Origin of the sequence: Paenibacillus polymyxa (genome assembly GCF_015710975.1) — a bacterium.
Classification (GTDB): domain Bacteria; phylum Bacillota; class Bacilli; order Paenibacillales; family Paenibacillaceae; genus Paenibacillus; species Paenibacillus polymyxa.
The window spans coordinates 2,185,234-2,210,268 of sequence record NZ_CP049783.1 but is presented as its reverse complement, the minus strand read 5'-3'; the positions used below and the strand labels follow the sequence as shown (position 1 = coordinate 2,210,268).

Sequence of the window (25,035 nt, the reverse complement as noted above, 5' to 3'; positions counted from 1 at the left end):
TGCTAGAAAAGCCGTATATCAGAAATGCATGTATCCTGATATTTTGTTCCACGTTCAACTGATAAAATCGTAAGTTTGATAAATGAGGTATGAATAGGCTCCTTAAATTTTTTACGTGTGTTAAAATCATTCATTTCTAGAGAGGAACCATCCGAGAATTCCAGTTTTAGTTGTTGAACTCTATTATTCTCCCGATAACTTTTTTCAGATTTAGCATATCCATTAATAATTTGGATGCCATTTACCTTTTGTAAAGAGCCTAGGTCTAATACTATTGTTTCTCCTTCCCCGTTGCCGTTCACGCCTTCACACCATGCAGTAGATGAATCTCTATCTACCAAATTTTTGGCGTCATAAGTTTGCGTGCCTTTACTTGGCAGAGTCGATGAAGCTTTAATTTGATGCACTTTTATCTCACTTTCATACTTAGAAAAGTCATTAGCGGTGTAAAACCACTGCACAGGTGTCGCCATATTTTCATTAATTATAGTGATAGATGCGACTTTACTTTCTAAACCTGTATTTATATTCAGTTTATAGTTGGATGGCGAATCTAACTTTTCAAACCATACCTCCGAACCATCTCGAGACATTAAGGGCTGTTCCATCCCCTTGCCTAAAAGGCGCCGCTCTTCATTATTTAAATTTAACAAGTACGTTTTATTTACAGACATGGAATCAATAGAGTAGATTAATTGATTCTTCTGAGTCCATTGGTTGACTATCGCCATACCAGAATCTATATGGATTTTCTTAATGAATCTATAATTCGATACATCAAATATGACAAGATTCTGCTGGCTGTCGGTAAAACAAAACTGGGTACTATCTGGTGAAAATTGTCCTAGATGAATGTCATCTATATCTATAGAACTTCCATCTAAATGAATAGCTGTTGATTGTTTTGTTACCGTATCATATATATACGTTCTATCTTTATCCTCATATAAATACTTGGTTAAATCAGGAGAAATTACCGGACGGTTATAAGGTAGTTTAAATTCATTGACTTTGTTACCCGAATCCAAATCATAAATCTGTATTATTAATTTCGCTTCATTAAATAAATCTAATACGAATGCGACTTGACCCCCATCTTCTTGAACTCTCCCTACATCTACATAGGAATCTCGATATTTCTCTTTATCCTCCTTCGGCTGTAGGAGACTAATCAGTTTCTTGGCATTTAAGAACCGTTCGACTTTTGTCCCTTCCAGCTGAACTAAATAGGTTTCAGGATCTTCTCTGCCTTCTTCTATCGTTACAGCCCATTCTTTCTTATTTTTCTCCTTAACAAGCTCCGTTTTATTATCTTTATTAGATGATGCTATCGCTTCTGAAGTCACACCTACTGTTTTCGAAGAAAAGGAAGTGGGGTCTTTTGGAGAAGCATTACATGCTGACAACATAATTAAAAAAAGAATGACTAATATGCTTCTGATTATCTTCACTTTGTTCTATCCTTCCGATCAAGAATAGCTAATCCTTCTACAGGATTAGCTTTTTCATTTAATGAGTTCTTCACCACGCCTACTGAACTCAGAAATCTGACATACTCGTCTTTATGAACCGTTATACAAGCTGTCGAAGTTGGTTTAGGCTTTTTATCAGCATTATAGCCCTGGTGTATATTTACACCTTCTGCTGTGCACTCCTTTTTTTGACTTCCTTTGGTTGCTGGAACTGGTGCACCATTCCGAATACGCAAAGCAGGATAAGTACTCAAATGCAACCCGCCTACAAACTCATATACTCCATCTTTAACCGTTTTATACTTGCTCTCATAATCAGGAAGTGTGCTGGCATTTTTGCTTGTATACTTAATCTCGCCGTCTATCACCACAATTACCATTGCTCCATATCGACCTTCCGGGTGGTCTTCTTGTTTATAACTATAAGAACCATCCCCTTCAAAGAAAAACACAAGCGGTGCTTTACGATTCGAGGACAGCTTCTTTTGAATGATACTGTTATTGGTATAATCGTTTACTCTGTACAGAGCCCGGGCTTGATTACCTTTTATGCCTTTACTACTTATATAGCTTTCAATCTTTTTCACCGCTACCAATCCATCTTTATAATCCTTAGGATCTAATGGCTTCGTTTCCTCTTTCGACGGTTTATCAGGAGTAGTCGGCGTCTTCTTGCCCGGTTCCGTTTTCGTTGTTGGAGCTGCTGGCGTTGCAGCCTTATTAACCTTAGGCCATGGAAGAATACCATTGGCTACTTGATGCAGGTATACGGCCAGTACATCCCGACCATAGTCCTTATTCTCCAGGCCGTATTTTTTCGCAAAATCATGCAGTGCGGCGTTAAGCTCTTTATCCCAATCGCCTGTAGTTGGTAGCTTGTACGAGAAGCTGTCTGGATACTTCTTGGCAAGCTTGTTCAAATTCTCTCTGGCAAGCTGACTGTTCACCCCGTACTTACTCCGCAGAGCGGCCGCTTCCTTAGCAATAGCCTTTTGGTCAGCAACGGTCAGCTTATGGGCCGCATCTGCGTATTGCCCGGACAGTTCCTCCAGCCGATTCGCATCCAGATAGGATTTGGCTGAATGACCACGAATCAGCTCGTTGATTAGCACGTTGTCACGCAGTTGGTTGGCGAGAAGATGCATCTGCTTTTGCTTGGCCTTGTCGTTTGCGCCATGCGCTTCCCACCATTGGGACGTGTATCCATGCATTTGCGCTCTGGCCCAGGCAGGCATACGATCTATTTCTGCCACCTGCTGACGCAATTGCTTGGCCTTGGCCGCTGCTTCCTTGGCCCCCTTTTTGTCCCCTGCTGCCACGGCCTTGTAGTAGTCGGCTTTGTACTGAAGCAGCAAATCCTGTACCCATTGTGGATATCCCTTCCCCTTCAATTCTTGAATCAGGGATTGATAAGCTTTCAATTCGGCATCAGGCATCTGATTTTTCATGAACTTACTAGCCTTGATATGAAGTGTTCCATCGGTTCGGATATAGCTGGTTTTGCACGTCAGAGATATTTCGCGAGTAGCGGTCATCTGTACCTTTTTGCCATGCAGCACCAGGTCTGTATCGGCGTGAAAGGTAAGATCGTGATGACTGTACACGTGAATACCAGATGCAGGATTTAAGCGTACAAGTATCTTGTCTTTCTGGGTGGAGAGGGCCAATTCCTTATCATCGAATCTCGCCACTTTTTGTGATTTGGTATGAAGCAGCTTTCTGGATGGCTGGCTGATTTCATCTCCTGTGTAGTCTCTCTTACGCAGGGATTGAACTACACGAGCTTCCTTTTCTTTGTTGGATGGAAAATACAAATGGACATGATCCCCAAGCTCGGGCATGCAATGCCAGCCGATCCCATCACCGGTATACATAGTGGGGTAAGCAAACCAGCACCCTTCAGCTTTGGACTGTGTGGAATCTACGGACAAGTGAAGTTTAACGGATTCGTTTTCGCTATTTAATTCAATAACTTTCCCTTCAATAGAAGCACCTTTGATAAACTGATTATGTATAACCTCCCTCGGAATGCCCGCTTCTGGAACGAGAACGTAGTCATATGTCATAATGCCCTGCTTCATCTCTGCATGAATCTGATCAATAACCCAATGCTTTCGTCGAAACAAGACCACATCTCCAAGTTCAAAACGTTTCGTGTCCTCCACTTCAGCATACGTATACTGGGGGCCTGACTTTGTTTTTTGGAGGGAAAAGTTAATGCTGCTCAGTTCACCTTTCACCTGTTCTTTTGAGGTACCTAACCATAGCCGCGGAAATACGGATGTAATCTCGGCAATCAGTCCAGTGTGCAGATGAGAGGCCATCCTTTTCAGAAACTCCCAATCACTCTCCCCATACTGAATAGTAAAGCCGCCGAGCTTTTGGTTGCTGTCTGTCAGGTCAATAAAATCGCCGTGTGGATAGCTATCTATAAGCTCCCGAAACAATTGATAATACGTCAAGCTGCTGTTTTGAAACGAACGATTTTTCCGTTGTCGATCCAGCATATATGTAAAAGAGGCTGCCTCTATGTACATGTGATATACACCATTTTTGAATCCAATTCTAATATGGGTGACGATTCCTTTAAAGATGCTTACTGTGCCTCGATCTTCATCCATCTCGTATACCTCTAGCACATCCTCATCATGCGCTAAACCATCATATTTCGCATGATCTTCATCCGGTATGAGAGCAGTGATGTACACTTTGCCGTGCTCATTTACCTTCAGTGTCAATTGAACATCCAGTAGACGGACAATTTCATACGGCGCATTCACTCTAATATTTCCATAAGTCAGCACAGTTCCTGCTAGTCCCATCTTACTCCCCCCATTTGTCTTAACATGTGATGTTTCTACAATGAGTAGCTATTCCTGCCCATCTGACGTGAATGAAATTTTTCCGCACCACATGCATAGGTTCGTGGAGCAGCTCATCAGAGCCGGAGATTGATCTACGTATACATCCTTCTTTCCATTCAACCAAGGCATAGACACGCTGGGTATGCAGGGTTGCGGAATGATTCTTCCAGAATTGCCCTTGTTAGCAGAAGAAACTGTAGGATTGTGCATACTACGGCACATGCCGAAAGATGGGATATGCGTCTGCGGGTGAAAATCCTGAATATTCCCCTGCAATTTATCACCAATACTAATCCCCCTGTTAGCTGAAACACTAAACCTGCCCGAATGACTTCCATAGGTACACTGTATCTGTGCCCCGTCCACTACATAGCTCTCACTCATGATTGGACTCTCCTTTATATAGACGGCCTCTCCGTATCGACCTTTTGTAATTTCAAGCCAGCCAGATTAAACTTCAAAATACATTCAGCTACATCTAGGTCCACAATGATATGCTGATTGGCATGCTGAACCCTGAATATCTTATGATTCTCGACTGCATATTCATCTAAAATGATTTTCTTCAGTGTACCGTCCCTATGACATTCGCTAAGTGGTGATAAACACATCAGGCTAGGCGGATGAGCCAGCCAATACCTCGTTTGCTGCATACGCTGCATATCAGCAAAAACAATCAGCTTCCAGCGTAATCCGGCTTGGTATATATCAAAGATTTCCTTTAGTTGCTCAGAAACAATGGCTACTGGTTGCTCTATAAAATCAATATAGTCCGCATCGCCTGATACATAACATTGCAAAATAGACTCTTCATCAGTACACAATGAGCGTTCTGCCCATTCCAACATTTGTCTACGATTTGTCTCTACTGGAAACATATACTCTGTAATACGATTATCCTGTTGAATCATGTAGTACTCCATAAGCTGTTGGATACACCACCTCACTGATTCCTTTATACTCTCCTATTCTTATTTCCAAATCGTTCTCGCATTTCAATGCTTGGAATTCAGGGAGTTGTACAGCCTGCTGTATAGCGTCTTTAGCTAATTTCAAAATGTATTGATGAAATTCCCACGCAACCTGAAGGACATATCGCTCGACATCAGGCTGAATAACCTTATTCATATAAGGTTTTCGAAGCTGATTCAGTTCGTCCTCCAGTTCTGCCAACAAGCTGAACGCCCAGCCTGCATCATAGGTTCCATGCCAAGGTTGAGGGTCAAAGTACCAATCCTTACCATACACCTCGATGACATAGTTATAATTGCGATCCATCAGATATGTGCGCCGCATAGAATAGGTAATATATCCGATTCTTATTTTGGCCATTTCTGCAGAATTCGCTTGCAGGCAGATCAATTGAAAGGACTGGATAAAAGAGAAGATGAGCTCTTCTTTTCTGTGCTCATACAAAGACGCCACCTGATGTAATTTCTGATTCAACACAGCTTCCCCATAGGTCTTATGGAAGTGATCTAGGGCTTCCAGTCTATTCATAATTCCACCTCTGAACCTATTATATAGAATATTTACATGATTTTACTGGTTCTATTCTCCTATTTAATTACACTTTTTTCATATGATGAGATTGCAAACAAATGTATAAAAACCCAAAAAAATCATTTTATGATTTCATAAATGTGTACTCGCATACCCCATACCTCTTAGAAAAACTGTAGACTAGACCTAGGAGATGAAGGTTTGTGCAAATGAATAGGTAAATCGAAGTAGAAAGCTCGGTTTATAATGAAATAATCATGTATAATTAACGATACGCTCCAACAACACTTTCAGAGAACCAGGAATGGGGTACACAAACTACTAGAGTTTTGATAACCACCACTTTGCATCAGGATTGGAGACACATGACTACTTCACCTACAGGTTTTTATAATAGTATTCAAGAAGCTACCGCACACGTCATTGATGTGCTGAGTGATATTTTACATGTAAATACCATTTTTATTGCCGCTAATGATGGGGTTACCAATGTGATTTTAGATTCATTTAACCGGGAAGAGGTACTGGTTCGCAATGGTGAGGAGCTTCCTTTTGAGCTTAGCTATTGCAGTCTGGTGCTGAACCATTCCGCCGATTATCTCACCATTTCGGAAACGTCTACTCACCCGCACACATGTGGTTTAGATGTGACTAAAACCATTGGGAACCACTCATTTACAGGAATTCCTATTCACATGAAAGATGGTCAGGCTTACGGAACCATTTGTGTTTTGGATGCGCCATCTGCCCATTTGACAGAAACGGAAATAAAGGCTCTTCAGGCTATGGCTGTATTTCTGGGTTATGTGGTAGAACTGGAAAAAGACAAGTTCGATGCTGAAGTCTCTTCTATGAACAAGCTGGATTTGATTTCTTCCCTGAGTAATAAAATTCGGTTTTCGCTCACTGAAATTTGGGGAGCCACGGATCTCATGCTGACCACGGAGTTAACAGAAGAACAACAGCAATATATGAGTATCATGGAGTCGAGCAGTCGCTCACTTTTGATGCTGCTGAATAATATTTTGGATTATAGCAATATTGAATCCAGACAGATTGATGATCTTGAGGACCCGTTTGACCTGAGAACGATGATGGAAAATGTGTTGAGCTTGTACACAGAAGTAGCTGTGCAACGGAATTTAGAATTGAAGCTGGATTGGAATCTTGCCAGTTCGCCTATTTTTATCGGGGATGAGGCTAAAATTCGGCGTATGCTGATTAATTTGGTGGATAATGCAGTGAAGTTTACAAGCACAGGATCAGTCATCTTATCTGCGACCACTCAATCTGTGGCCGATGCACCTGAGGTTGAATTGGAAGTACGGGTGAAGGATACCGGAATTGGTATATCTCCGAATAAGCTGAAATTGTGGCTTGAGCATGACCATGGGTACTCTCCCTCATATGACAATCCCGGCTTGGGTTGGCAGATTACCAAACAGCTGTTGAAACGAATGAATGGTAAAATGACAGGGATTAGCGAACCTGGCAGAGGGACGGAGATCACGCTCCAGTTTACCCTGAAAATATACCAGGAGTCAGCCTGAACAATCGGTAGGCTTGCGATCATATTGGGCCAATTAATAAAACCCGTGACGGATAACGTCACGGGTTTTAGCTATGCATACGCACTAGGCAGTATGATCACTGTATGCCACACGTTTGTGGACAGTTGGATTTAGTAACGTTTGGGAGCAGCCTGCTTGGCCAAATCCGCCATATACGTAAAGAAAGCTTCCGGGTCTGTATCATATACCAGGTTCACAGGGCGTCCATCCGCCTGTTCCACCGTTCTGCCCTGACTTGGGCCTTCTGCGATAACGCTGCAATGCACGGTCTTTTTCTTGACAATATCCGGGCGTCCTACAGATGCAGTGGTCAGTACATCCCACAGGTAATATGTTGAGTTGGTCTCGCTATACACGAGCGGAGGACATCCTGCGTAACAATTGCCCAGGAAATCAACGCCTTCATATCGGCGCTCGGCAGCCCAACGATTGCGTACGGCTGGAGTTAAAGGCACTTTGCTTGTGCTTTCCAGCGCTACCAGATCAATTGTGATGCCGCTTTGCCATACTCGATAGGCCGCTTCCGGGTCCCAGAACACATTCCACTCTGCGGTACCGTCATGCTCCGGCTCCTCCACATTCCCTTTTTCAAAGGTGCCGCCCATCCATACCAGCTTTTCAATCTTGGCTTCAATATCCGGTGCTTCATCCAGCGCCCGTGCCAGATCGGTTAGCGGTCCAGTGAATAGCAACAGCGTTTTACCTTCAGCTCCGCGTACCTTTTCAATTAGATGCTGATGAGCTGGCAGGGATGAAAGCGGTGCTTCCATTCGCCCCGATTCATTCAGCACAGGTAATGCATCTACATAGAAGGAATGTAAACGCCAAGCGGCAGGAAACGGATTTTTACCGCGTGAATTAGACTTGGCGACTTCAACAGGCCCTTTATTTTGTCCAAAACGATCAATAATTTTACGGCTGGCATCCGTCGCCGGCTCCAGGTAACCATCTGCTGGAATAACCGATACTCCGGTCAAATGAACCTGTTCCATCTGAAGCAGCATAAACAGGGATACTAGATCATCCACTCCACCATCATGATTAAAATAAACGTTTGTCTGACTCATCTGTCTCTTCCTTCCTTTATCCCCGTAAAACAGGCTTGTTCTTTTATCGGCAACCATCCTTCATTATGCCTGATCGCTACACAGGAGTAAATGTGTGATAGTACGTGCATCAGGGATTTTTTTATCTGCTCCATGCTTAAAAAAGGTAGAATTGTGTGTAATAACAGGGTAGAGGCATGGGTCCTAATCGGAAGCGTAGGAAGGAGAGATGCATATGACAGTCCGAACAATAGAAGAGTTGGAGCAGATCCGCAAAGAGTGTAAATCCATGGTGACGAAAAGGGCCGCAGCTTCAGGGGGAGCTGTATTGGTCCCCATTCCAGGGGCTGACGTTCTTGCTGATGTCGGCATTTTGATGCAGCTACTGCCTGCCATTAATGAAAAATTCGGATTATCTGAGCAGCAGTTGGAGGGTTTGGATGCAGAAACAAAGTCGATGGTGTATGGCTTTATCACTTCAATTGGCAGCAAGCTAATCGGACGACTCATCACCCGAGAAGCCATCGTGAAGATTTTGCAGAAAATGGGCATTCGCATCGCCACCAAGCAGGTTAGCAAGTTTGTCCCTCTACTGGGGCAAGGACTAGCCGCAGCGATTGGCTTTACTGCAATGCGGACCATTGGCAACCGGCATATTGATGAGTGCTACGAAGTGGCCAAACGCCTGCTGGAGCAGCAAACTGCCGCAGATACGGCACGCAACTGGACAGTACCACAGCAGCCTCTAGATCCCGTGGGAGTTGATCAGTTGCCAAATCAAAATCCGGCAGCAGCGATTCCGCTACTGCCGGCATCCCATAAAGAATAATTTTTCAGACTTAGTATTCTCCAATTCTCCAGCACGGGGTAACACAGGTCGAGACAGCCCTTGTATCTCCGTGCTTTTAACCATCTATCTTGGCTCCATAGGAGCGGGCCACTGCTACGGCCTGCTCGATATCTAGCTTAGCTCCGGTGATGTCCAAATCTTTAAAATTCACGCCATCCATCTTCGCACCGCGCAGGTCTGTTCCTTGAAGGTGGGCTTTGTGCAGCCTTACCCGAGTAAGATCCGCCTCCCGCAAATCTGCCTTTTCCAGATGGCATTCGGATAAATCAGCTTCCTTGAAGCGTATTTTTCGCAAATCCTGTTTTCTTAAATCTGCATGACGTAAGTTCGTATAGGACCAGTCTCCGCCCGTAATCGTGATCCCATCCATATTTGCCCCTGCAAAGTCTGAACCTACCAGCTTACAGTTATCAAACCGGACTACAAACAGATTCGCGCTGGTGAATAGACAATTGGTAAAAGCAGACTCCTTGTAGTGAGATGCATTCAGGATGGCTCCGGTAAAATCACAGTCCACAAAGGTACAACCTTCTACAAGAGACTCATTCATCTCTACACCCCGAAAGCGACAACGGGTAAACTCGCAATTTCTCCACTCGCCTTCTCTGGCATCCATTGAGCCAAAATCACGGCCTTCATAGACCTCATCTGTATAAAAGAACATATTTCCCTCTCCTATTCCTTATCCCCGACATCAGGGATTCAGCTTTTCGGCAACGACCGCTCAAAACCGTTTTTCATTTTTCCAAGCAAACCCTTCATCATCTTATGATCCTGTGGCGTAAACTCAGACATGCATGACCGAATCAGCTTCGTATAATAAGGGACTATCTTACTTAATAGCTCTCGTCCTGCCTCTTTTAAGCCGACAGTCACCATCCGTCCGTCACTCTCATGAGCCACACGTTCAATCATGCCATCTCGCTCTAATCCGTCGATCAACCCCGTCATGGTTCCACGCGTGACATCCGCTTTTTCGGCTAACTCCGATGGTGTCATGCGATGCGGCGCATGGCAATGCAACAGGCTAAGAACAATAATCCGTCCCTGAGAAGCCCCCAACTTGGTCAAATCTGTATCCATTTCCCTGAAAATACCGTTAGCCAAGCGCGCAAATGTCACAAAAGTCTCTATATTATCTACTTCGGCATCCTCATGTCCAAAGTTACGCAGCACCCCGCGTATGGAATCATTATGAAAATTAAAATTCATAGTCCATCCATTCCTTCCTTAATCCCGCTTGTTCCGTCAAACGGTAGCTTTTCCATTCGTCTGGCAGCAAAGAAGCATATGGCTCCTTGGCAAAACGATCATCTACCAGGACCAGCAGCCCTTCGTCATGCTCTGTGCGAATAAGTCTGCCACCTGCCTGAAGAACCTTGTTCATCCCTGGATATACATACGCATAGTTGAAACCATTTCGTCCCTGTTCCGAAAAATAATCCCGCAGCACGTCCCGCTCCGCTCCAATTTGCGGCAAGCCGACGCCGACGACCACTACCCCGTTTAAGCGATCACCCGGTAAATCGACGCCTTCAGCAAACACACCCCCCAGTACGGCAAACCCAAGCAGGGTACGCTCTTGCCCAGGCTGGAAGGTGTCCAGGAACCGATCACGCTCCGGTTCGGTCATACCTGGACTTTGTACCAACGTATCTGCAGACACGTCCCGAAGCATGAACTCCTCATATACCTCACGCAGATACGGATAAGACGGGAAAAACACAAGGACGTTCCCTTTCCGCTCAGCAACCAATCCAGCCAGCATATCGGCAATCGCCCCTTTGGAACGCTCACGATCCCGATAACGGATGGAGAGCGGCAGCAGGCGTACATCCCATTGCTCCTGATGGAAAGGGGAAGGGACCTGTAACGTATAGTCTTCCTCGCTTGCTCCGAGCATGTCCCGATAATAAGCAAGCGGTGTCAATGTCGCCGAAAAATATATAGTTGAGTGGTAGTTCTTTACAGCCTGTCCCAGCAAATGCGAAGGATCGAGGCAGAACAGCTTGATCCTCACCTCACTGCGCCCCGCTTCAATATAAGTAACGTAACGTTCATCGTATAGAGCAGCGATTCGCAGCATATTTTGAGCGGTAAAATACGTATCCAGAAGCAATGCGTAGGCCGTCCCCTCACTGCTTGCGCGGCTTGTACTGCTCCCCGCCACCAGTTCACGTTCAGCTGCCTCCACAAAAGGCACTAACAGCTCTAGCACCCCTTGCGGTGCTGATGTTTCCACTGCTTTTCCTGTATCTGCATGCAGCTTGCGCAGCGTAATCATATGTGCGTTCACTGCACTCGCAGCCGCAGCAATCTCAGGGCTAAGCAACTTAAATTCTCTCTTCAGTTCCAAAAAAGAAGATTTCAGGATTTCCGCCGAAAACATGTCCCGACCGCGTTCCACCAGATTATGTGCCTCATCCACCAGCACAACGCCTTTTCGCTTGTGCTCCTCCAGCAATCTTTTCAGAGAAATTCGTGGATCAAAAACATAATTATAATCACTGATTATACCATCCGAGGCATACGCCACATCTAGCGAAAATTCAAAGGGACATACCTTATGCTTGCGCGCATAATGCTCAATCACCGCCCGCGTCATTAACGTCTCATTCGCCAAAATATCGGACACCGCACCGTTAATCCGGTCGTAATAGCCCTCGCACATGCTGCATGCTCCTGCATCACAATCATTTTCATCCTTGAAGCAAATTTTATCCTTCGCCGTCAACGTTACCACATGCATGTGCAGACCTCGGGCCTGCATTCGGGCATATGCCTCTTCAGCTGCTGCCCGAGTGGTGGTACGCGCCGTTACATAATATACTCGCCTAGCCAGTCCTTCGCCGATCGCCTTAATCGCAGGATACAAAGTGGATACCGTTTTACCGATACCTGTGGGTGCTTTGGCAAACAGGTTAACCCCTTCGGCAATCGTCTTATACACCGAACCCGCTAGAGTTCGTTGACCTGAGCGATACGTGTCAAAAGGAAACTCCAACATAGCAATACTGGTATCCCTCTTCTCCGCATGTGCTCTCAGCAGGAATGCATACGGTGCATAACCAGCAATCATTTCCTGAGCGAAAGCCTCCAGCTCTGCAAAAGCTAGCATCCGTCTAAAGCGGCGAATATTTTCACTGTGTGCTTGTACATAAGTAAGTTGAACTTGCATGGAATGATGCTGTTCCTCACGAGCAATCATATAGGCATACAGAAATGCTTGTGCCCAGTGCACCGGCTGGCCGTCCCCCTGAATATCTTCGAGGGGCTGAGAGATTGATTTAATTTCATCAACCGTCCATACGCCATCCAGCTCAATCAGTCCGTCACAGCGGCCTTCAATGATAAACAATTCACCCTCATACAAAATTTCTGTACGTAAATGCACCTCTTTGCGGTCATGCTCCTTGTAACCTTTCTGGATAACCTGATGCACGCGAGTTCCTTCCTGCATACTGCTATTCGAACGAAAGCCGCTCTGAATGCTGCCACTTCGATGCACATATTCCACAAGTGGACGCACCGAAATGTGAATTGGTTCCTTCATACGATCACCCGTTCCGGTCATAGTCCTTACACTGTACCACGTAGATCAACGAAACGTAAGGGACATAAGAATCGTTTGTGGTCGATTGGTATTCATTCATATCTACTTTTTACCGAAATATAGAAACGAGGCCTTTTACTTTATTCCCAACGATACTACAATTCACATTACAGCATAAAGGACAGGGATATGTTAAAAGAATTAATTAACAATTTTGCGTTATTAACGAGCTTCTTATTCTTTGGAAATTTATTTTCCCGGAAATATGAACGTTACCTGAAAAACCACGCACTCATTCATCGGGTAATGAACGGTTTAATGCTGGGTCTGTTTGGCATTCTGTTAATGATGACCGGTTTATGGATCCGTGGGCACTTTGTGGTTGATCTGCGCCAACTGGCGATTATCATATCTGTTTATATGGGGGGATCGGTATCCGGTCTGCTGACCACCCTGATCATAAGCCTGTACCGTATTTACATCACTGGAGGTTGGACGGATATTTCTTTGACTGCTACTGTCAATTGCTTCATGACATTAGTCGTTTCACTTATCTTTATTCGAGAAAAAAGGCTAACACTCAGCAAATGGATGTCAGCCGTGCTTGGAGCTGTTGTTGTGTCGCTGTTATCTACTTTCTTTGTGGCTAATCCTCCGAATTCGGAAACTATTATAATAATCACAACCGTTAAGATGCTGGGCGGCTTGTTCACTTATTTTATGATGTCCCATATCAGAAAAACAGAACGGGCTATTCATCTGCTGGAAGAAGCTGCAAACCGGGATCATTTAACCGGGTTATACAGTCCGCGTGCTTTTGATGCGCTGTTCGAAGAGGTACTTCATGCTTCCAAGACTACAAAAAAACCCTTTGGACTCGTGATGCTAGATATTGACCACTTTAAAAAAATTAATGATACGTATGGCCATTTGAACGGAGACACCGTCTTAAGCCAACTGGGAATTCTGTTAAACCGGGAATCTACAACAAGAGCATATCCCTCCCGTAAGGGCGGAGAGGAATTTGCAATTTTACTCGGAGATTGTGATACCGAAAAGGCGGCAAGCTTTGCTGAGAAGATTCGGAAAGCTGTGGAAAATGAATGTTTTCTCTTGAATGACGGAACCATAATCTCTTTAACCGTATCCATCGGAGCAGGCAGTTCTCCTGTCATTGCATCAAGGCACTTACTCGAAAAAGCAGACGAAGCATTATATGAAGCTAAACGGTCAGGACGCAATCGGGTAAAGTTGGCAAAACCATAATTATTAGTCGCTAAATGTCAGGAAAGCTGGATTAATGTTAATAAAAAGTGGTAAAATGGAAATAACATCGTTATCAAAAAAACTTCTGCCGCTAGTGGAGACATGCCTTACAATCGACATGGGGGGTGGGCTTTGTGAACCTCGAACAATTGGAAAAACTCATGGAAAAAGAACGCCGTGAACTGAATCGCATGGCTGACTTACACGGATTAAGAGATGAACGTGTATTGGACAAATCCTCCAGGCTTGACCGTATTATGGACAAGTACCTTCACACCAAGCGCGCAATCAACCAAACACACTCATAAAAGCAAGCTACTTCGCTGCCCCTCAGGGCAGCTTTTTTATGATGTAAGCCACTTCCGTCCTTCTCACCGACGACTTCCGCCATATTCTGTCCGCAACAATCGCTGTGTGAAGGATATCCACTCTCTGGCAGCAAAGGACAGATACCGATCGTTCCGCCAAATCATCCCCAAATGCCAAGGAATGACAGGGTCCACCAGCGGAAGAACACGCAAACGTTCGGAATCCAAATCCCGGCATATCGCCTCTGGCAATAACGCTACTCCCAGGTTGGCAGCAACCATTTCGCTAATCAAATCCCATTGAGAGCTTTCGTAGACTACACGCGGCTGAAAGCCGGCACGAACACATTCGGCAATGATACGGTCATGCAGCGTAAAATCCTCACGGAACAGCACAAACGCCTCCTCTGCTAACGCAGATAGCGGCACCTCCTTGCACTCAGCCAATGCATGTGTAGGATGAACGAGCAGATTCAACTTTTCCTCCACAAATAGGAATGTCTCGAACATATCGCCAACCGGTGGCAGCACAATCACCCCGATATCCAGCGCGCCAGCTTCTACGTCCTGCTCCACTTTCTTCGCTCCATCCTCGAACAATTGAATGGTTACATCGGGAAAGGCCTTGTGAAATTCTCCAATGACACGCGGAAAAAAGCTCGATCCGACCATAGGAGGCAGACCAATGCGGATATGTCCTTTTTTCAGGTTCATCAAATCACTCAGTTCCGAGGACAGGCTCTGAAAGGACTTCACAATCGCTTGGGCCTGAAGCTCAATGACCTTGCCCGCATCCGTCAGTTCGATTTTTTTGCCAATCCGATCGAACAGAGTAACTCCCAATTCTTCTTCCAGGCTTTTAATCGTCTTACTGATCGTCGGCTGGGTAATAAACATGCTCTGGGCTGCCTTCGTAAAGCTGCGCAACCGCGCGACTTCCAGAAAATATTGCAAATGTCGGATATCCAAAGCTACACCTTCTTCCATAGACAAACGGAATAGACTTCATTCTTTATATGCATTTTACTCATGAAAGCTTGTGATGTAAAATTTCATTACAGTTTGAAAATAACGGATCTCGAAGATAGGAGACTTTATATATGAAAAGCTTCATACGCGGTGTCCTTCAGATCGCCGTCCTGATGGCCTTTTCGCTCATCCTGAACGCGGTGGTCTCCTGGCTCCACCTGCCTGTACCCGGTAGTATCATCGGTATGCTGATTCTCTTTATTCTGCTGCAAACGGGCGTGGTTCGACTAAGCTGGATCGAGGTTGGCGCTAACTGGTTGCTGGCCGAGCTGCTATTATTCTTTATTCCCTCCGCTGTTGGCGTTATGAATTATTGGCCGATGCTGGAACACGACGGCATGAGCATTATGCTGGTCGTGCTGCTCGGCACCTTCCTGGTGATGGCCTGCACAGGTATGATCGCCAGTCTGCTTGGCAAACGAAAGGAGCATAAATCATCATGACCGGTCTTCTATGTATTATATTAACACTTGCTATTTACTGGATGGCCAAACGCATGTACCGCACATTGCCCAAGGTGTATTTGTCCCCATTGCTCATTACACCTGTGGTTATCATTTTGATTTTGACGCTGACGGGTGTGAACTACCGTTCTTATAATTCAGGCGCTCATTTTCTATCCATGCTGCTACAGCCAGCTACGATTGCATTTGCTGTCCCTTTGTACCGATATTTCCCTGTGTTAAAAAAACACGCGGCTCAAATCGTGCTTAGCGTGTTATCTGGATCTGTCGTAGCCGTGCTGTCCTCCATGGCGCTCGCCAAGTGGATGCACCTGGACTCCTCGCTGCTGAGCAGCCTGATTCCTCGCTCCATTACGACACCTATTGCGATGAATGTATCGCAAACGATTGGCGGTAATCCGACGGTCACGGCTGTATTCGTTATTCTGACCGGATTGAGCGGTCTTATTATCGGCCCGATGATCGTCAAACTGTTTCGGATTGAAAATGAGGTTTCACGCGGGGTATTGCTTGGTACCGGTGCTCATGGTACGGGTACTTCCAAAGCGTTCGAGTTCAGTTCGTTGACAGGTACGATTTCCAGCATCTCGATGGTGCTCGCCGCTCTCTTTACCTTGGCGGCTGCCCCATTCCTGTTCCACCTGATGCTGTAAGCCATCTGTATACAATGAAGCAGCGATTCTCTTATGAATAGAGAATCGCTGCTTTTGTTTTGTAGGACCCTTTTTCGCTTAAAGCAGTGGTGAGAAACGAAACGATTGTAGAGAAGCGGAGCGGTAAAGGATACGCATCCCTCACGTTGTATCAGATGGCTTTAACAGCGCTGGGTTCCGCCCCTACCTCTACAGGTGTCACAGCTTCATACAGATAAGCATCCAGCTCAGCCGTATATTGGCGTTCTTGCTCGGCGCTCCAGCCTGCGTACTCGGACATCCATGCAATGACAGCCTGCTTCCAGCGCTTCACCTCGTCAATCTGAAAGAACAGTGCTCCAGTGCGACGTATGAAAAAGTCAGACGGTGTCACCGTCATTTCCTGTTCCATCGCGTACAGAAGTGGAACACGCACTTCTATAGGCAACGCCGCTTCCGTCTCGGTGGCGTTCTTCACGCTCCGTGTCGCTATGGCGAACAGTCGCTCCACATTTGAGCCATAGCGAGCAGCCCATGCTCTGGCGGTTTCTGGCGACAGACCGAGCGCGGCACCCGCTGCGGCTTGCTTGCTCACGAAAGCGTCCCAGCCCGCCGAGCCGCCTACATTGCCGCCCGAAATCGGGATATGCCTCGTGCGGCATGCCCGAAAGCTCTGCCCACGCAAGCGGCCCAGCTCCCGTACCGCGCGATCCACGACGAGTTCGGACATTTTCCGGTAGCCTGTCAGCTTGCCGCCTGCAATCGTGATCAGACCTGAACGGGATTCCCAAATTTCGTCCTTACGCGAAATTTCCGAAGGGCTTTTACCATCTTCATAAATGAGCGGGCGTACTCCTGCCCAACTGGATTCCACATCTGCAACCGTCAGCTTCACATCCGGGAACATCCCGTTGATCGCTTGAAGCACATACGCCCGGTCTTCGGCGGTCATCCGGGGATGCGACGTATCCCCCTCATATACTGTATCGGTCGTACCTGCATAGGTTTTGCCATCACGCGGGATCGCGAATACCATGCGTCCATCCGGTGTATCGAAGTACACTGCCTGTTGAAGCGGGAAGCGCCCAGCATCGAATACCAGGTGGATACCCTTCGTCAGGCGAAGCACCTTGCCCTCTTTGGAGCGATCCATTTCCCGCAATGTATCTACCCATGGCCCGGCAGCGTTAATGACCAGCGAAGCCCTGATCTCGTATGGTTTTCCCGTGATCCGATCGGTTACACTGGCGCCGCTTATTCGTCCGCTGTCATACAGCAGCTTGTCAGCCTTGGCATAGTTCACTGCCAGCGCCCCTCGTGTAACGGCTTCCTTCATCACCTCAATCGTTAGGCGAGCATCATCTGTGCGGTACTCCACATAACTACCGCTTCCCTTCAGTCCTTCTCTCTTCAGCAAAGGCTCGCGCTCCAGCGTAGCCTGGATGTCCAGCATGCGGCGGCGCTCACTACGCTTCACGCCAGCGAGGAAGTCATACACCAGCAGACCAATCGAGGTGGTGAATGCATTAAATGTGCCACCCTGGTGAAAAGGAAGCAGCATACGCTCCGGAATGGTCACGTGAGGACCATTTTCAAATACGATAGCTCGTTCCTTCCCGACCTCGGCTACCATCTTAACCTCAAATTGTTTCAAATAACGAAGACCACCATGCACTAGCTTGGTAGAACGACTGGATGTACCTGCTGCAAAATCCTGCATTTCCACCAGAGCCGTTTTCAAACCACGATCCGCTGCGTCCAGCGCAATTCCCGCCCCTGTAATGCCGCCACCAATTATTAAAATATCAAAATGCTCACGCCCCATACGTTCCAAAACAGCTGTTCTCTCCTGTGCAGCAAATCCCTGTTCTCCCATCATCTACCCCTCCAATTTCGTACATGTCTGCTTTGCCATCTGACACCGAATCACCAAAAGATACAAAAAAAGACCACGAACATCGCTACGGCGGATGCCGAGCGGTTCATGGTCTCTCCAAGTCTCCTGACGAGTATTAACTTATCTATATCGTAGCATACACAGTACACGATGAAAAGGGGAATCTGCCTGTTGTCAGCTGACTGCCTACTGTCGTAAAACCACCTTTACTTGAACGCCATCGCGGCATGGACTGCCTTTTTCCAGCCGCCATATCGTTCAGCCCGCACTTCTTCACTCATGGTCGGAGTGAAGGTTCGGTCACTCTGAGCATATCCCCGGACTTCATCCAAACTGTCCCAGAAGCCGACTGCCAGCCCTGCCAAATACGCCGCCCCCAGTGCAGTTGTCTCGTTCACAGCAGGTCGTTCCACAGGCAGATCGAGAATATCACTCTGGAACTGCATCAGGAACTCGTTCATCACTGCGCCCCCATCTACACGCAATGAGCGCACAGGTACACCCGAGTCGCTCGCCATGGCGGTTAGAACATCTTTGGTCTGGTAGGCCAGCGATTCCAGTACCGCTCGTATAAAATGCTCCTTGGATGTTCCCCGTGTTAAGCCAAAGGTCGCGCCGCGCACATCACTGTCCCAATACGGGCTGCCAAGACCCACAAAGGCTGGGACAAAATATACACCCTCCGTTGAGGTCACCCGCGCCGCATACGCTTCACTGTCTTTGGCCTCGCGGAACATACGCAGCCCGTCACGCAGCCACTGAATAGCAGACCCGGCTACAAAAATGCTGCCCTCCAACGCATACTTCACCTGACCGTTCAACCCCCATGCAATGGTCGTAATCAGTCCATGCTTCGATTCACAGGGTTCATCTCCGGTATTCATCAGCATAAAGCAGCCCGTACCGTATGTATTTTTAATCATGCCTTTGTCAAAGCAGCCCTGACCGAACAAAGCTGCTTGCTGATCGCCCGCCGCTCCGGCAATGGGAATTTCCTGTCCAAAAAAATGATAATCCACCGTATTCGCATATATTTCGGAGGATGACCTCACCTCCGGCAGCATAGACGCAGGAACGCCGAGAATATCCAGCAGCTCCTCATCCCATTTCAGCTCATAAATGTTGTACATTAGCGTACGAGCAGCGTTGGAATAGTCCGTTACATGCGCTTTACCGCCAGACAGTCTCCAGATCAGCCAGGTATCGATTGTACCGAACAACAGCTCTCCGCGTTCCGCCTGGGCTCTCGCTCCTTCAACGTTGTCGAGTATCCATTTGACTTTGGTACCCGAAAAGTAGGGATCAATGAGCAGCCCTGTTTTGCTATGAAAAGTTTGATCAAGTCCACGGCCTTTCAAGTCCTCGCAAATCCCGGCCGTTTGCCGTGACTGCCATACCAGCGCATGATATACCGGCAGGCCTGTATGTTTATCCCACACCACCACAGTTTCCCGTTGATTGGTAATGCCAATTCCAGCAATTTGACCGGCTTTCACACCTGATTCCGACAGACAAGAGGCGATGACGGCCAAAATAGAGCTCCATATTTCATTCGCGTTGTGCTCCACCCATCCCGGCTGGGGAAAATACTGCGGGAACTCCCGTTGTGCCTTGTACACTACTTTTCCCTGCCGGTTAAATAAGATGGCCCGCGAACTGGTTGTGCCCTGATCCAAGGCAAGAATGTACTGCTCCGTCATTTTCCAATCTCCTTGCTTATTATGTAGGTTGCCTACTTGATTCAAAAAAAGCTATCGCTTATAGTGCTCAAACAGTTGTTTATTGGAGGTCGTAACCGCTGCAGCTCCCGCTGCCAACGCCGCTTCCACATCCTCAGGGGTACGAATAAGTCCGCCAGCCAAAATGGGAATCCCTGTACGTTCACTGACCTCCGCAATCATCGGTGGCACAACACCAGGCAGCACCTCAATATAATCGGGGCGCGTTTTTTCCACCAGTGCGTAGCTTTTTTCCAGCGCAATCGTATCCAGCAGGAACACTCGCTGTACAGCAAGAATTCCCTTTTTTTTGGCGGTTGCAATCACCCCGGAACGGGTCGAGATAATCCCAAATGGCTTAATCTCCTGACACAAATACTCAGCGGCATACTCGTCATTCTTCAAACCTTGCACCAGGTCGGCATGCAGAAGCATCTGCTTGTTGCGGCTCCTTGCCATCTGGTACAAGTTGCGCAACTGCGCTACATGCGTATCCAGAAAAACAGCATACTCATAAGAGCTGTCCAAAATATCCTCCAACTGCTTCATGTGCTTAGCTGCAGGTAAAATGCGTTGTCCCTGAAATGGCATGGATATCCTCCTTAGGCCGAATGGCGGTCAAATTCGTTCAAATTTTATATTATCACTCTGGTCGACGAACGTGAAGCGGTTCCATAAGAATATCCCTTTACACTCCATATATTCCTTTATTTATAAACCACATCCATGGATCATCTCATGTTCTTTTTTTGTACTTTTTGGTTGTCCGTATGTCTATTACTTTTTCAGAGAATTCGCATAGATTGATATTAATCTTTCATAGAATGGAGTGAATAGAATGGGTTTTTATGTTCGTAACAGTACGTCTAACCCTATTTCAGTTGCCGTTGGATACTATGATTCTGGTTGTAGTCCTATCACCTATGCTAAGAGAGGGTGGTACCGTATAGAACCCGGTAGACGCGCATTTCTTGTAGCTGGATCAGCCGCAAACCAAACGTTTTATGTCTACGGACATGACAGTTTTGGTAATTCGTGGGGTGGTGATTTCTACACAGATGTTCCTAGAGAGGCTTTCACAAGATGCTGGATAGCAAGTTGCCAGGGCCAGGGCTGTAGAAGCGTGGGGTTCGAGGAGATCAATGTTGGCAATTTTGAAAACTACACTCTAAACCTTGTAGATAGTACCCAAAGTGCATCTAAGTCAAGACGTACTCTAGTGGCGAAAAAAAGAAAAACCAATTTTAAATTAGGGAAGTTCAGCTTTATAAAATCACCTGGAAAATTAGGGAAGTTAGGCAAGAATAGAAAACCGCTATATGGTAAACGCAAATAGAATTAAATAAACAGAACCAAAAGAAGCACCTCCCTTCATGGGCTGGGAGGCGCTTCCTTACATACTAACTGTGTATTCCTTCACTCGTCTATACAATTAGCCCCCAAACCCTTGGCGCAGCCACGAGGTAGCAAGCGTGATCGCACCGCGCTTGGCCGCGGTTTCCGACAATGGGTTCAACATCACAAAATCGTGTATGATGCCCTGAAAGCGTACAGCGGTTACATCTACCCCAGCTTCACGCAGCTTGTTCGCATAAGCCTCCCCTTCATCACGCAACACATCAGCCTCGCCTGTAATAACCAGCGCACGTGGTAGCCCTTTGAGCTGATCCGTGGTAGCACGTAACGGGGACGCCGTGATCTGCGCCCGTTCGTTAGGATCTGTCGTATATTGATCCCAGAACCATTGCATCCCTTCACGGCTCAGGAAATACCCTGTGGCGAACTCATGGTACGATTCCGTATCAAAAGAAGCGTCCGTCACCGGATAGAACAGCAACTGTTGCCGAATGGCAGGGCCACTGCGTTCTTTGGCCAGCAGAGTTACAGCTGCAGTCATGTTACCACCGACACTATCTCCGGCGATCGTTAGCGTATCGGGCTTCAGCCCAAGCTCGCGCCCATGCTGTGCCACCCATTGAACGACCGCGTAAATTTCCTCAATCGCCGTCGGATATTTAGCTTCAGGTGACAAGCTGTATTCAGGGAATACAACAGCTGCCTGTGTGCCTACTGCCAATTCACGAATCAGACGGTCATGCGTATGGGCATTACCGAATACCCAGCCTGCTCCGTGGATATATACAATCACCGGGAGATCACCTGTCACCTGTTGGGGGCGAACAATTCTGACCTTCACCTCACCGCCAGGGCCACCTGGAATCGACAGATCCTCCAGATCTGCGGCAGGTTTATCTGCTGGACCGGATTGAACCTCATTGACCGTTTCACGTCCTTTTTCAGGACCCAAATCATACAGAAACGGAGGCTTGGCATTATCGTCTGCGAATTTTTGCGCTGCGGGCTCCAGCTGTACTTTTTTACTCATATCGTTTCACTCTTCCTTTCTTATTTGCGGTCTACATGTATTCAATATGGTTTACATTTATTCATTCAGTATCACCTTATATTTAAACGAGTTCCTCTCTTTCCAATCGGAGGACTCTATTTTGCCCAAAGAAGAGCTTGACTTTTATTTTATGTTGTAACTATAATGGTTACATATTAAAGTTCAAGTATGAACATCATACAACGCATGAATTAAGCCAATAAATCATCCAAATTATTTTTTAGGAGGCTATTCTATTATGAAAATTGCAGTTATTGGTGCAGGCGGTAAAGCAGGAAGTAATATCGTAAAAGAAGCATTAGACAGAGGGCATGAAGTAACCGCCATCGTCCGTGACCCAGCTAAAGTAACGGATAATCGCGCAGCTGTAGTACAAAAAGACGTTTTTGACCTGAAAACAGATGATCTGAAAGGTTTTGACGCCGTTGTTAATGCTTTTGCCGCTCCGTTCGGACAAGAGCATCTGCATGTAGATGCAGGTAATGTGCTGATTGAGGCTCTCCGCCATGTATCCGGTACTCGCCTGATTGTCGTAGGTGGTGCAGGCAGCTTGTTTACGGATGAATCTCAGACACTCTTGGTCAAGGATACTCCCGACTTCCCTGATTTTGTATATCCAACAGCTCATAACCAAGGAAAGAACCTGGAAATTCTACGCGGTACCAGCGACCTGAACTGGACGTTTATTAGTCCTTCCGCGGAATTTGCTCTCGGCCAACGTACAGGCTCTTACCAAGTGGGCAAAGACACACTACTGGTTAATTCCAAAGGTGCAAGCTATGTCAGCTATGAAGATTATGCAGTTGCCGTAGTAGACGAAATTGAAAAACCACAACATTTGAATCAACGTTTCACCGTCGTATCCGAGTCCTAATTCTACGACCGAACCGAACATTCCAACATAAAAAGACCCTTCGATCACTTTCCATCCTGCTTGGAAAATGAATCAGAAGGGTCTTACTGTATGTCTGGTTCGTCCAATCTTCTACTGTTTAACTCGGCTTACAGTCTTCCTGTCACTAAAACTTAGCTTAAGAATTGGAGGTGCAGCCAAGGTCGTCAAAATAACGGCAATGATGACTGATGTAAAATACTGTTGTGCCAGCAGACCTGTTTGCAGCCCGGTGGCTGCGATAATAAGCGCAACTTCTCCGCGAGATATCATGCCAGAACCAATCGCAAGCGAGGAACGGGTATTAAAACCTGTCAGCCGCGCGCCGATGCCTCCTCCGACCAACTTCGTCACCAGTGCTATCAGGGTCAAAACAACAACAAACCCAAGCTGCTGCCCCACTCCCTCAAAAGATACATTTAAGCCAATGCTGACAAAAAATACTGGCACAAAGATGGAATAAGCGATGGGCTCCACCTTTTCTTCTACGACAGCCTTAAAGCTTGTTTGCGAAATGGCAATCCCGGCAGCAAAAGCTCCGATAATGCCCGCCATACCCATCAAATCTGCAAAATACGCAAAACCGAAGCAAATGACCAACGCAGCAGTAATCACAGCTTCGGTCACTTTGAGGGGGGCAAGTATTTTCATAATCCATGGAACAACGAACCAGCCACCTAAAATAGCTACTACGAAGAAAACTAGCTTTTTGCCGACAAGAAGTCCCAGCGAAGTTTCTCCGCCCATACCGAATATACTCATCATGACCGCAAGCAGCACCACGACAAGCACATCATCCAGCACTGCCGCACCCAAAATGGTCGAGCCTTCTCGGGTATTTAGCTTGTTCATATCCTTGAGCACTTGCACTGTAATGCTTACGGAAGTAGCACTCAAGACAATCCCCAAAAACCATCCTTCATGCACGGAAAATCCAAAGGCTTCACCAACGCCAAAACCACAGAGTAACGGCAAAATAATACCCCCGACAGCCACTGCTACCGCAGGCTTCCAGTTGCGCCGAAGCTGATCCAGATCCGTCTCCAGCCCGGCAATGAACATCAACAGCAACACGCCGATTTCAGACATGTCATGAATCAGCGAATCATTTTGTACCCATCCCAAAACTGCTGGGCCCAGCACGATACCAGCGATCAGCTTCCCCAATACTGCAGGTTGACCGAGCTTAACCGATAAATGACCGGCTACTTTTGTAAACAATAGAATCAAAAGAAGATACAATATAAATTGCATAGGTTAATAACCTCCTTTTATTTAATCCTTGAACTCATTTGCACATCATCTACAATTGAAGAAAACGGATAATCATAAAATGCAGAACAATCGTCCAAAATATGTGTCTGACCTTAAACAGACCAACAACTCGCAAAATAAAAAGGGAAACCCGACATACAGCACAGGTTCCCCTAAAAAGACATAAAGGAGCCTTGGTGACAGGCTCCTCCGGTAATTCATATATTCATTTGATGTTGTCGGTTATCCTTGCGCAAACAAGTAACTTTATCTTTTAATTATATCTCTTCTGCAAACCCGTGTAAACGT

General features: G+C 46.4%; 23 protein-coding genes. 8 read left to right on the top strand and 15 right to left on the bottom strand.

Annotated elements, in window-relative coordinates; genetic code table 11:
• Positions 1-2: 2 nt before the first annotated feature.
• Genes G7035_RS09945 through G7035_RS09925 form a run of 5 tightly spaced genes read right to left on the bottom strand, consistent with a single transcriptional unit; the run spans position 3 to position 5,836 of the window.
• Entirely contained in the window at positions 3-1,451 is a 1,449-nt protein-coding gene (locus tag G7035_RS09945; protein ID WP_019688899.1) for a discoidin domain-containing protein, read from the bottom strand.
• Positions 1,448-4,294: a contractile injection system protein, VgrG/Pvc8 family gene (locus G7035_RS09940; RefSeq protein ID WP_019688900.1), complete on the bottom strand. Its 2,847-nt coding sequence runs from the start codon at positions 4,292-4,294 to the stop codon at positions 1,448-1,450. Before G7035_RS09940 ends, G7035_RS09945 begins: the two co-directional genes overlap by 4 nt.
• A gap of 48 nt (positions 4,295-4,342) precedes the next feature.
• Positions 4,343-4,720: a DUF4280 domain-containing protein gene (locus tag G7035_RS09935; RefSeq protein ID WP_017428631.1), complete on the bottom strand. Its 378-nt coding sequence runs from the start codon at positions 4,718-4,720 to the stop codon at positions 4,343-4,345.
• A gap of 14 nt (positions 4,721-4,734) precedes the next feature.
• Positions 4,735-5,247: a hypothetical protein gene (locus tag G7035_RS09930; protein ID WP_016822743.1), complete on the bottom strand. Its 513-nt coding sequence runs from the start codon at positions 5,245-5,247 to the stop codon at positions 4,735-4,737.
• The gene (locus tag G7035_RS09925; protein ID WP_019688901.1) at positions 5,231-5,836 is read right to left on the bottom strand and encodes a hypothetical protein; all 606 of its coding nucleotides are present in this window, start codon (positions 5,834-5,836) and stop codon (positions 5,231-5,233) included. Before G7035_RS09925 ends, G7035_RS09930 begins: the two co-directional genes overlap by 17 nt.
• Positions 5,837-6,204: 368 nt before the next feature.
• Between G7035_RS09925 and G7035_RS09920 the strand changes: the two genes are divergently transcribed.
• Positions 6,205-7,389, top strand: a complete 1,185-nt coding sequence (locus G7035_RS09920) for a GAF domain-containing sensor histidine kinase (protein WP_019688902.1) — start codon at positions 6,205-6,207, stop codon at positions 7,387-7,389.
• A 131-nt stretch (positions 7,390-7,520) separates the two neighbouring features.
• On the opposite strand, the gene G7035_RS09915 is transcribed toward G7035_RS09920, so the two are convergent.
• Positions 7,521-8,477, bottom strand: a complete 957-nt coding sequence (locus G7035_RS09915) for a nucleoside hydrolase (protein WP_013373589.1) — start codon at positions 8,475-8,477, stop codon at positions 7,521-7,523.
• Positions 8,478-8,691: 214 nt separating this feature from the next.
• Here G7035_RS09915 and G7035_RS09910 point away from each other — a divergent pair, with 214 nt between their 5' ends.
• On the top strand, positions 8,692-9,285 hold the full coding sequence (locus G7035_RS09910; RefSeq protein WP_017428635.1) for a hypothetical protein: 594 nt from the start codon (positions 8,692-8,694) through the stop codon (positions 9,283-9,285).
• A 76-nt stretch (positions 9,286-9,361) separates the two neighbouring features.
• Here the strand turns inward: G7035_RS09910 and G7035_RS09905 are convergent, their stop codons facing one another.
• From G7035_RS09905 to G7035_RS09895, 3 genes are read right to left on the bottom strand one after another with little or no spacing between them, the layout of a single operon-like run.
• A complete protein-coding gene (locus tag G7035_RS09905) occupies positions 9,362-9,970 on the bottom strand; it encodes a pentapeptide repeat-containing protein (RefSeq protein ID WP_019688903.1) in 609 nt (202 codons plus the stop codon).
• 38 nt (positions 9,971-10,008) lie between these two features.
• Entirely contained in the window at positions 10,009-10,518 is a 510-nt protein-coding gene (locus G7035_RS09900; protein ID WP_019688904.1) for a MarR family winged helix-turn-helix transcriptional regulator, read from the bottom strand.
• A complete protein-coding gene (locus tag G7035_RS09895) occupies positions 10,508-12,880 on the bottom strand; it encodes an ATP-dependent DNA helicase (protein ID WP_019688905.1) in 2,373 nt (790 codons plus the stop codon). Before G7035_RS09895 ends, G7035_RS09900 begins: the two co-directional genes overlap by 11 nt.
• Positions 12,881-13,048: 168 nt before the next feature.
• On the opposite strand from G7035_RS09895, the gene G7035_RS09890 reads away from it, so the two are divergent.
• On the top strand, positions 13,049-14,125 hold the full coding sequence (locus G7035_RS09890) for a diguanylate cyclase (protein WP_019688906.1): 1,077 nt from the start codon (positions 13,049-13,051) through the stop codon (positions 14,123-14,125).
• Positions 14,126-14,259: 134 nt separating this feature from the next.
• Positions 14,260-14,433 carry an aspartyl-phosphate phosphatase Spo0E family protein gene (locus G7035_RS09885; protein ID WP_013373596.1) on the top strand — a complete coding sequence of 58 codons (174 nt, stop codon included), beginning with the start codon at positions 14,260-14,262 and terminating at the stop codon, positions 14,431-14,433.
• Between the two features lie 63 nt (positions 14,434-14,496).
• Here G7035_RS09885 and cidR read toward each other — a convergent pair whose 3' ends face one another.
• Entirely contained in the window at positions 14,497-15,402 is a 906-nt protein-coding gene (cidR, locus tag G7035_RS09880; RefSeq protein ID WP_025366094.1) for a cidABC operon transcriptional activator CidR, read from the bottom strand.
• A 131-nt stretch (positions 15,403-15,533) separates the two neighbouring features.
• Between cidR and G7035_RS09875 the strand changes: the two genes are divergently transcribed.
• Together G7035_RS09875 and G7035_RS09870 are read left to right on the top strand one after the other, a co-directional pair.
• Complete coding sequence (locus tag G7035_RS09875) at positions 15,534-15,905, top strand: CidA/LrgA family protein (RefSeq protein ID WP_016822733.1); 372 nt, start codon at positions 15,534-15,536, stop codon at positions 15,903-15,905.
• Positions 15,902-16,579 (top strand): CidB/LrgB family autolysis modulator, encoded by a 678-nt coding sequence (locus G7035_RS09870; RefSeq protein ID WP_016822732.1) that lies wholly within the window; start codon positions 15,902-15,904, stop codon positions 16,577-16,579. Before G7035_RS09875 ends, G7035_RS09870 begins: the two co-directional genes overlap by 4 nt.
• 151 nt (positions 16,580-16,730) lie before the next feature.
• Here G7035_RS09870 and G7035_RS09865 read toward each other — a convergent pair whose 3' ends face one another.
• From G7035_RS09865 to G7035_RS09855, 3 genes are all read right to left on the bottom strand, one after another.
• The gene (locus tag G7035_RS09865; protein WP_019688907.1) at positions 16,731-18,434 is read right to left on the bottom strand and encodes a glycerol-3-phosphate dehydrogenase/oxidase; all 1,704 of its coding nucleotides are present in this window, start codon (positions 18,432-18,434) and stop codon (positions 16,731-16,733) included.
• A gap of 227 nt (positions 18,435-18,661) precedes the next feature.
• Complete coding sequence (gene glpK / locus G7035_RS09860) at positions 18,662-20,155, bottom strand: glycerol kinase GlpK (protein WP_019688908.1); 1,494 nt, start codon at positions 20,153-20,155, stop codon at positions 18,662-18,664.
• 51 nt (positions 20,156-20,206) lie between these two features.
• Entirely contained in the window at positions 20,207-20,764 is a 558-nt protein-coding gene (locus G7035_RS09855) for a glycerol-3-phosphate responsive antiterminator (RefSeq protein WP_019688909.1), read from the bottom strand.
• A gap of 247 nt (positions 20,765-21,011) precedes the next feature.
• Here G7035_RS09855 and G7035_RS09850 point away from each other — a divergent pair, with 247 nt between their 5' ends.
• Positions 21,012-21,509 carry a DUF1036 domain-containing protein gene (locus tag G7035_RS09850; RefSeq protein WP_016822728.1) on the top strand — a complete coding sequence of 166 codons (498 nt, stop codon included), beginning with the start codon at positions 21,012-21,014 and terminating at the stop codon, positions 21,507-21,509.
• 96 nt (positions 21,510-21,605) lie between these two features.
• Here the strand turns inward: G7035_RS09850 and G7035_RS09845 are convergent, their stop codons facing one another.
• Entirely contained in the window at positions 21,606-22,559 is a 954-nt protein-coding gene (locus G7035_RS09845) for an alpha/beta hydrolase (RefSeq protein WP_019688910.1), read from the bottom strand.
• A 259-nt stretch (positions 22,560-22,818) separates the two neighbouring features.
• On the opposite strand from G7035_RS09845, the gene G7035_RS09840 reads away from it, so the two are divergent.
• Positions 22,819-23,454, top strand: a complete 636-nt coding sequence (locus G7035_RS09840; RefSeq protein ID WP_019688911.1) for an NAD(P)-dependent oxidoreductase — start codon at positions 22,819-22,821, stop codon at positions 23,452-23,454.
• A 111-nt stretch (positions 23,455-23,565) separates the two neighbouring features.
• Here G7035_RS09840 and G7035_RS09835 read toward each other — a convergent pair whose 3' ends face one another.
• Positions 23,566-24,726: a cation:proton antiporter gene (locus G7035_RS09835; RefSeq protein WP_019688912.1), complete on the bottom strand. Its 1,161-nt coding sequence runs from the start codon at positions 24,724-24,726 to the stop codon at positions 23,566-23,568.
• Between the last annotated feature and the right edge of the window lie 309 nt (positions 24,727-25,035).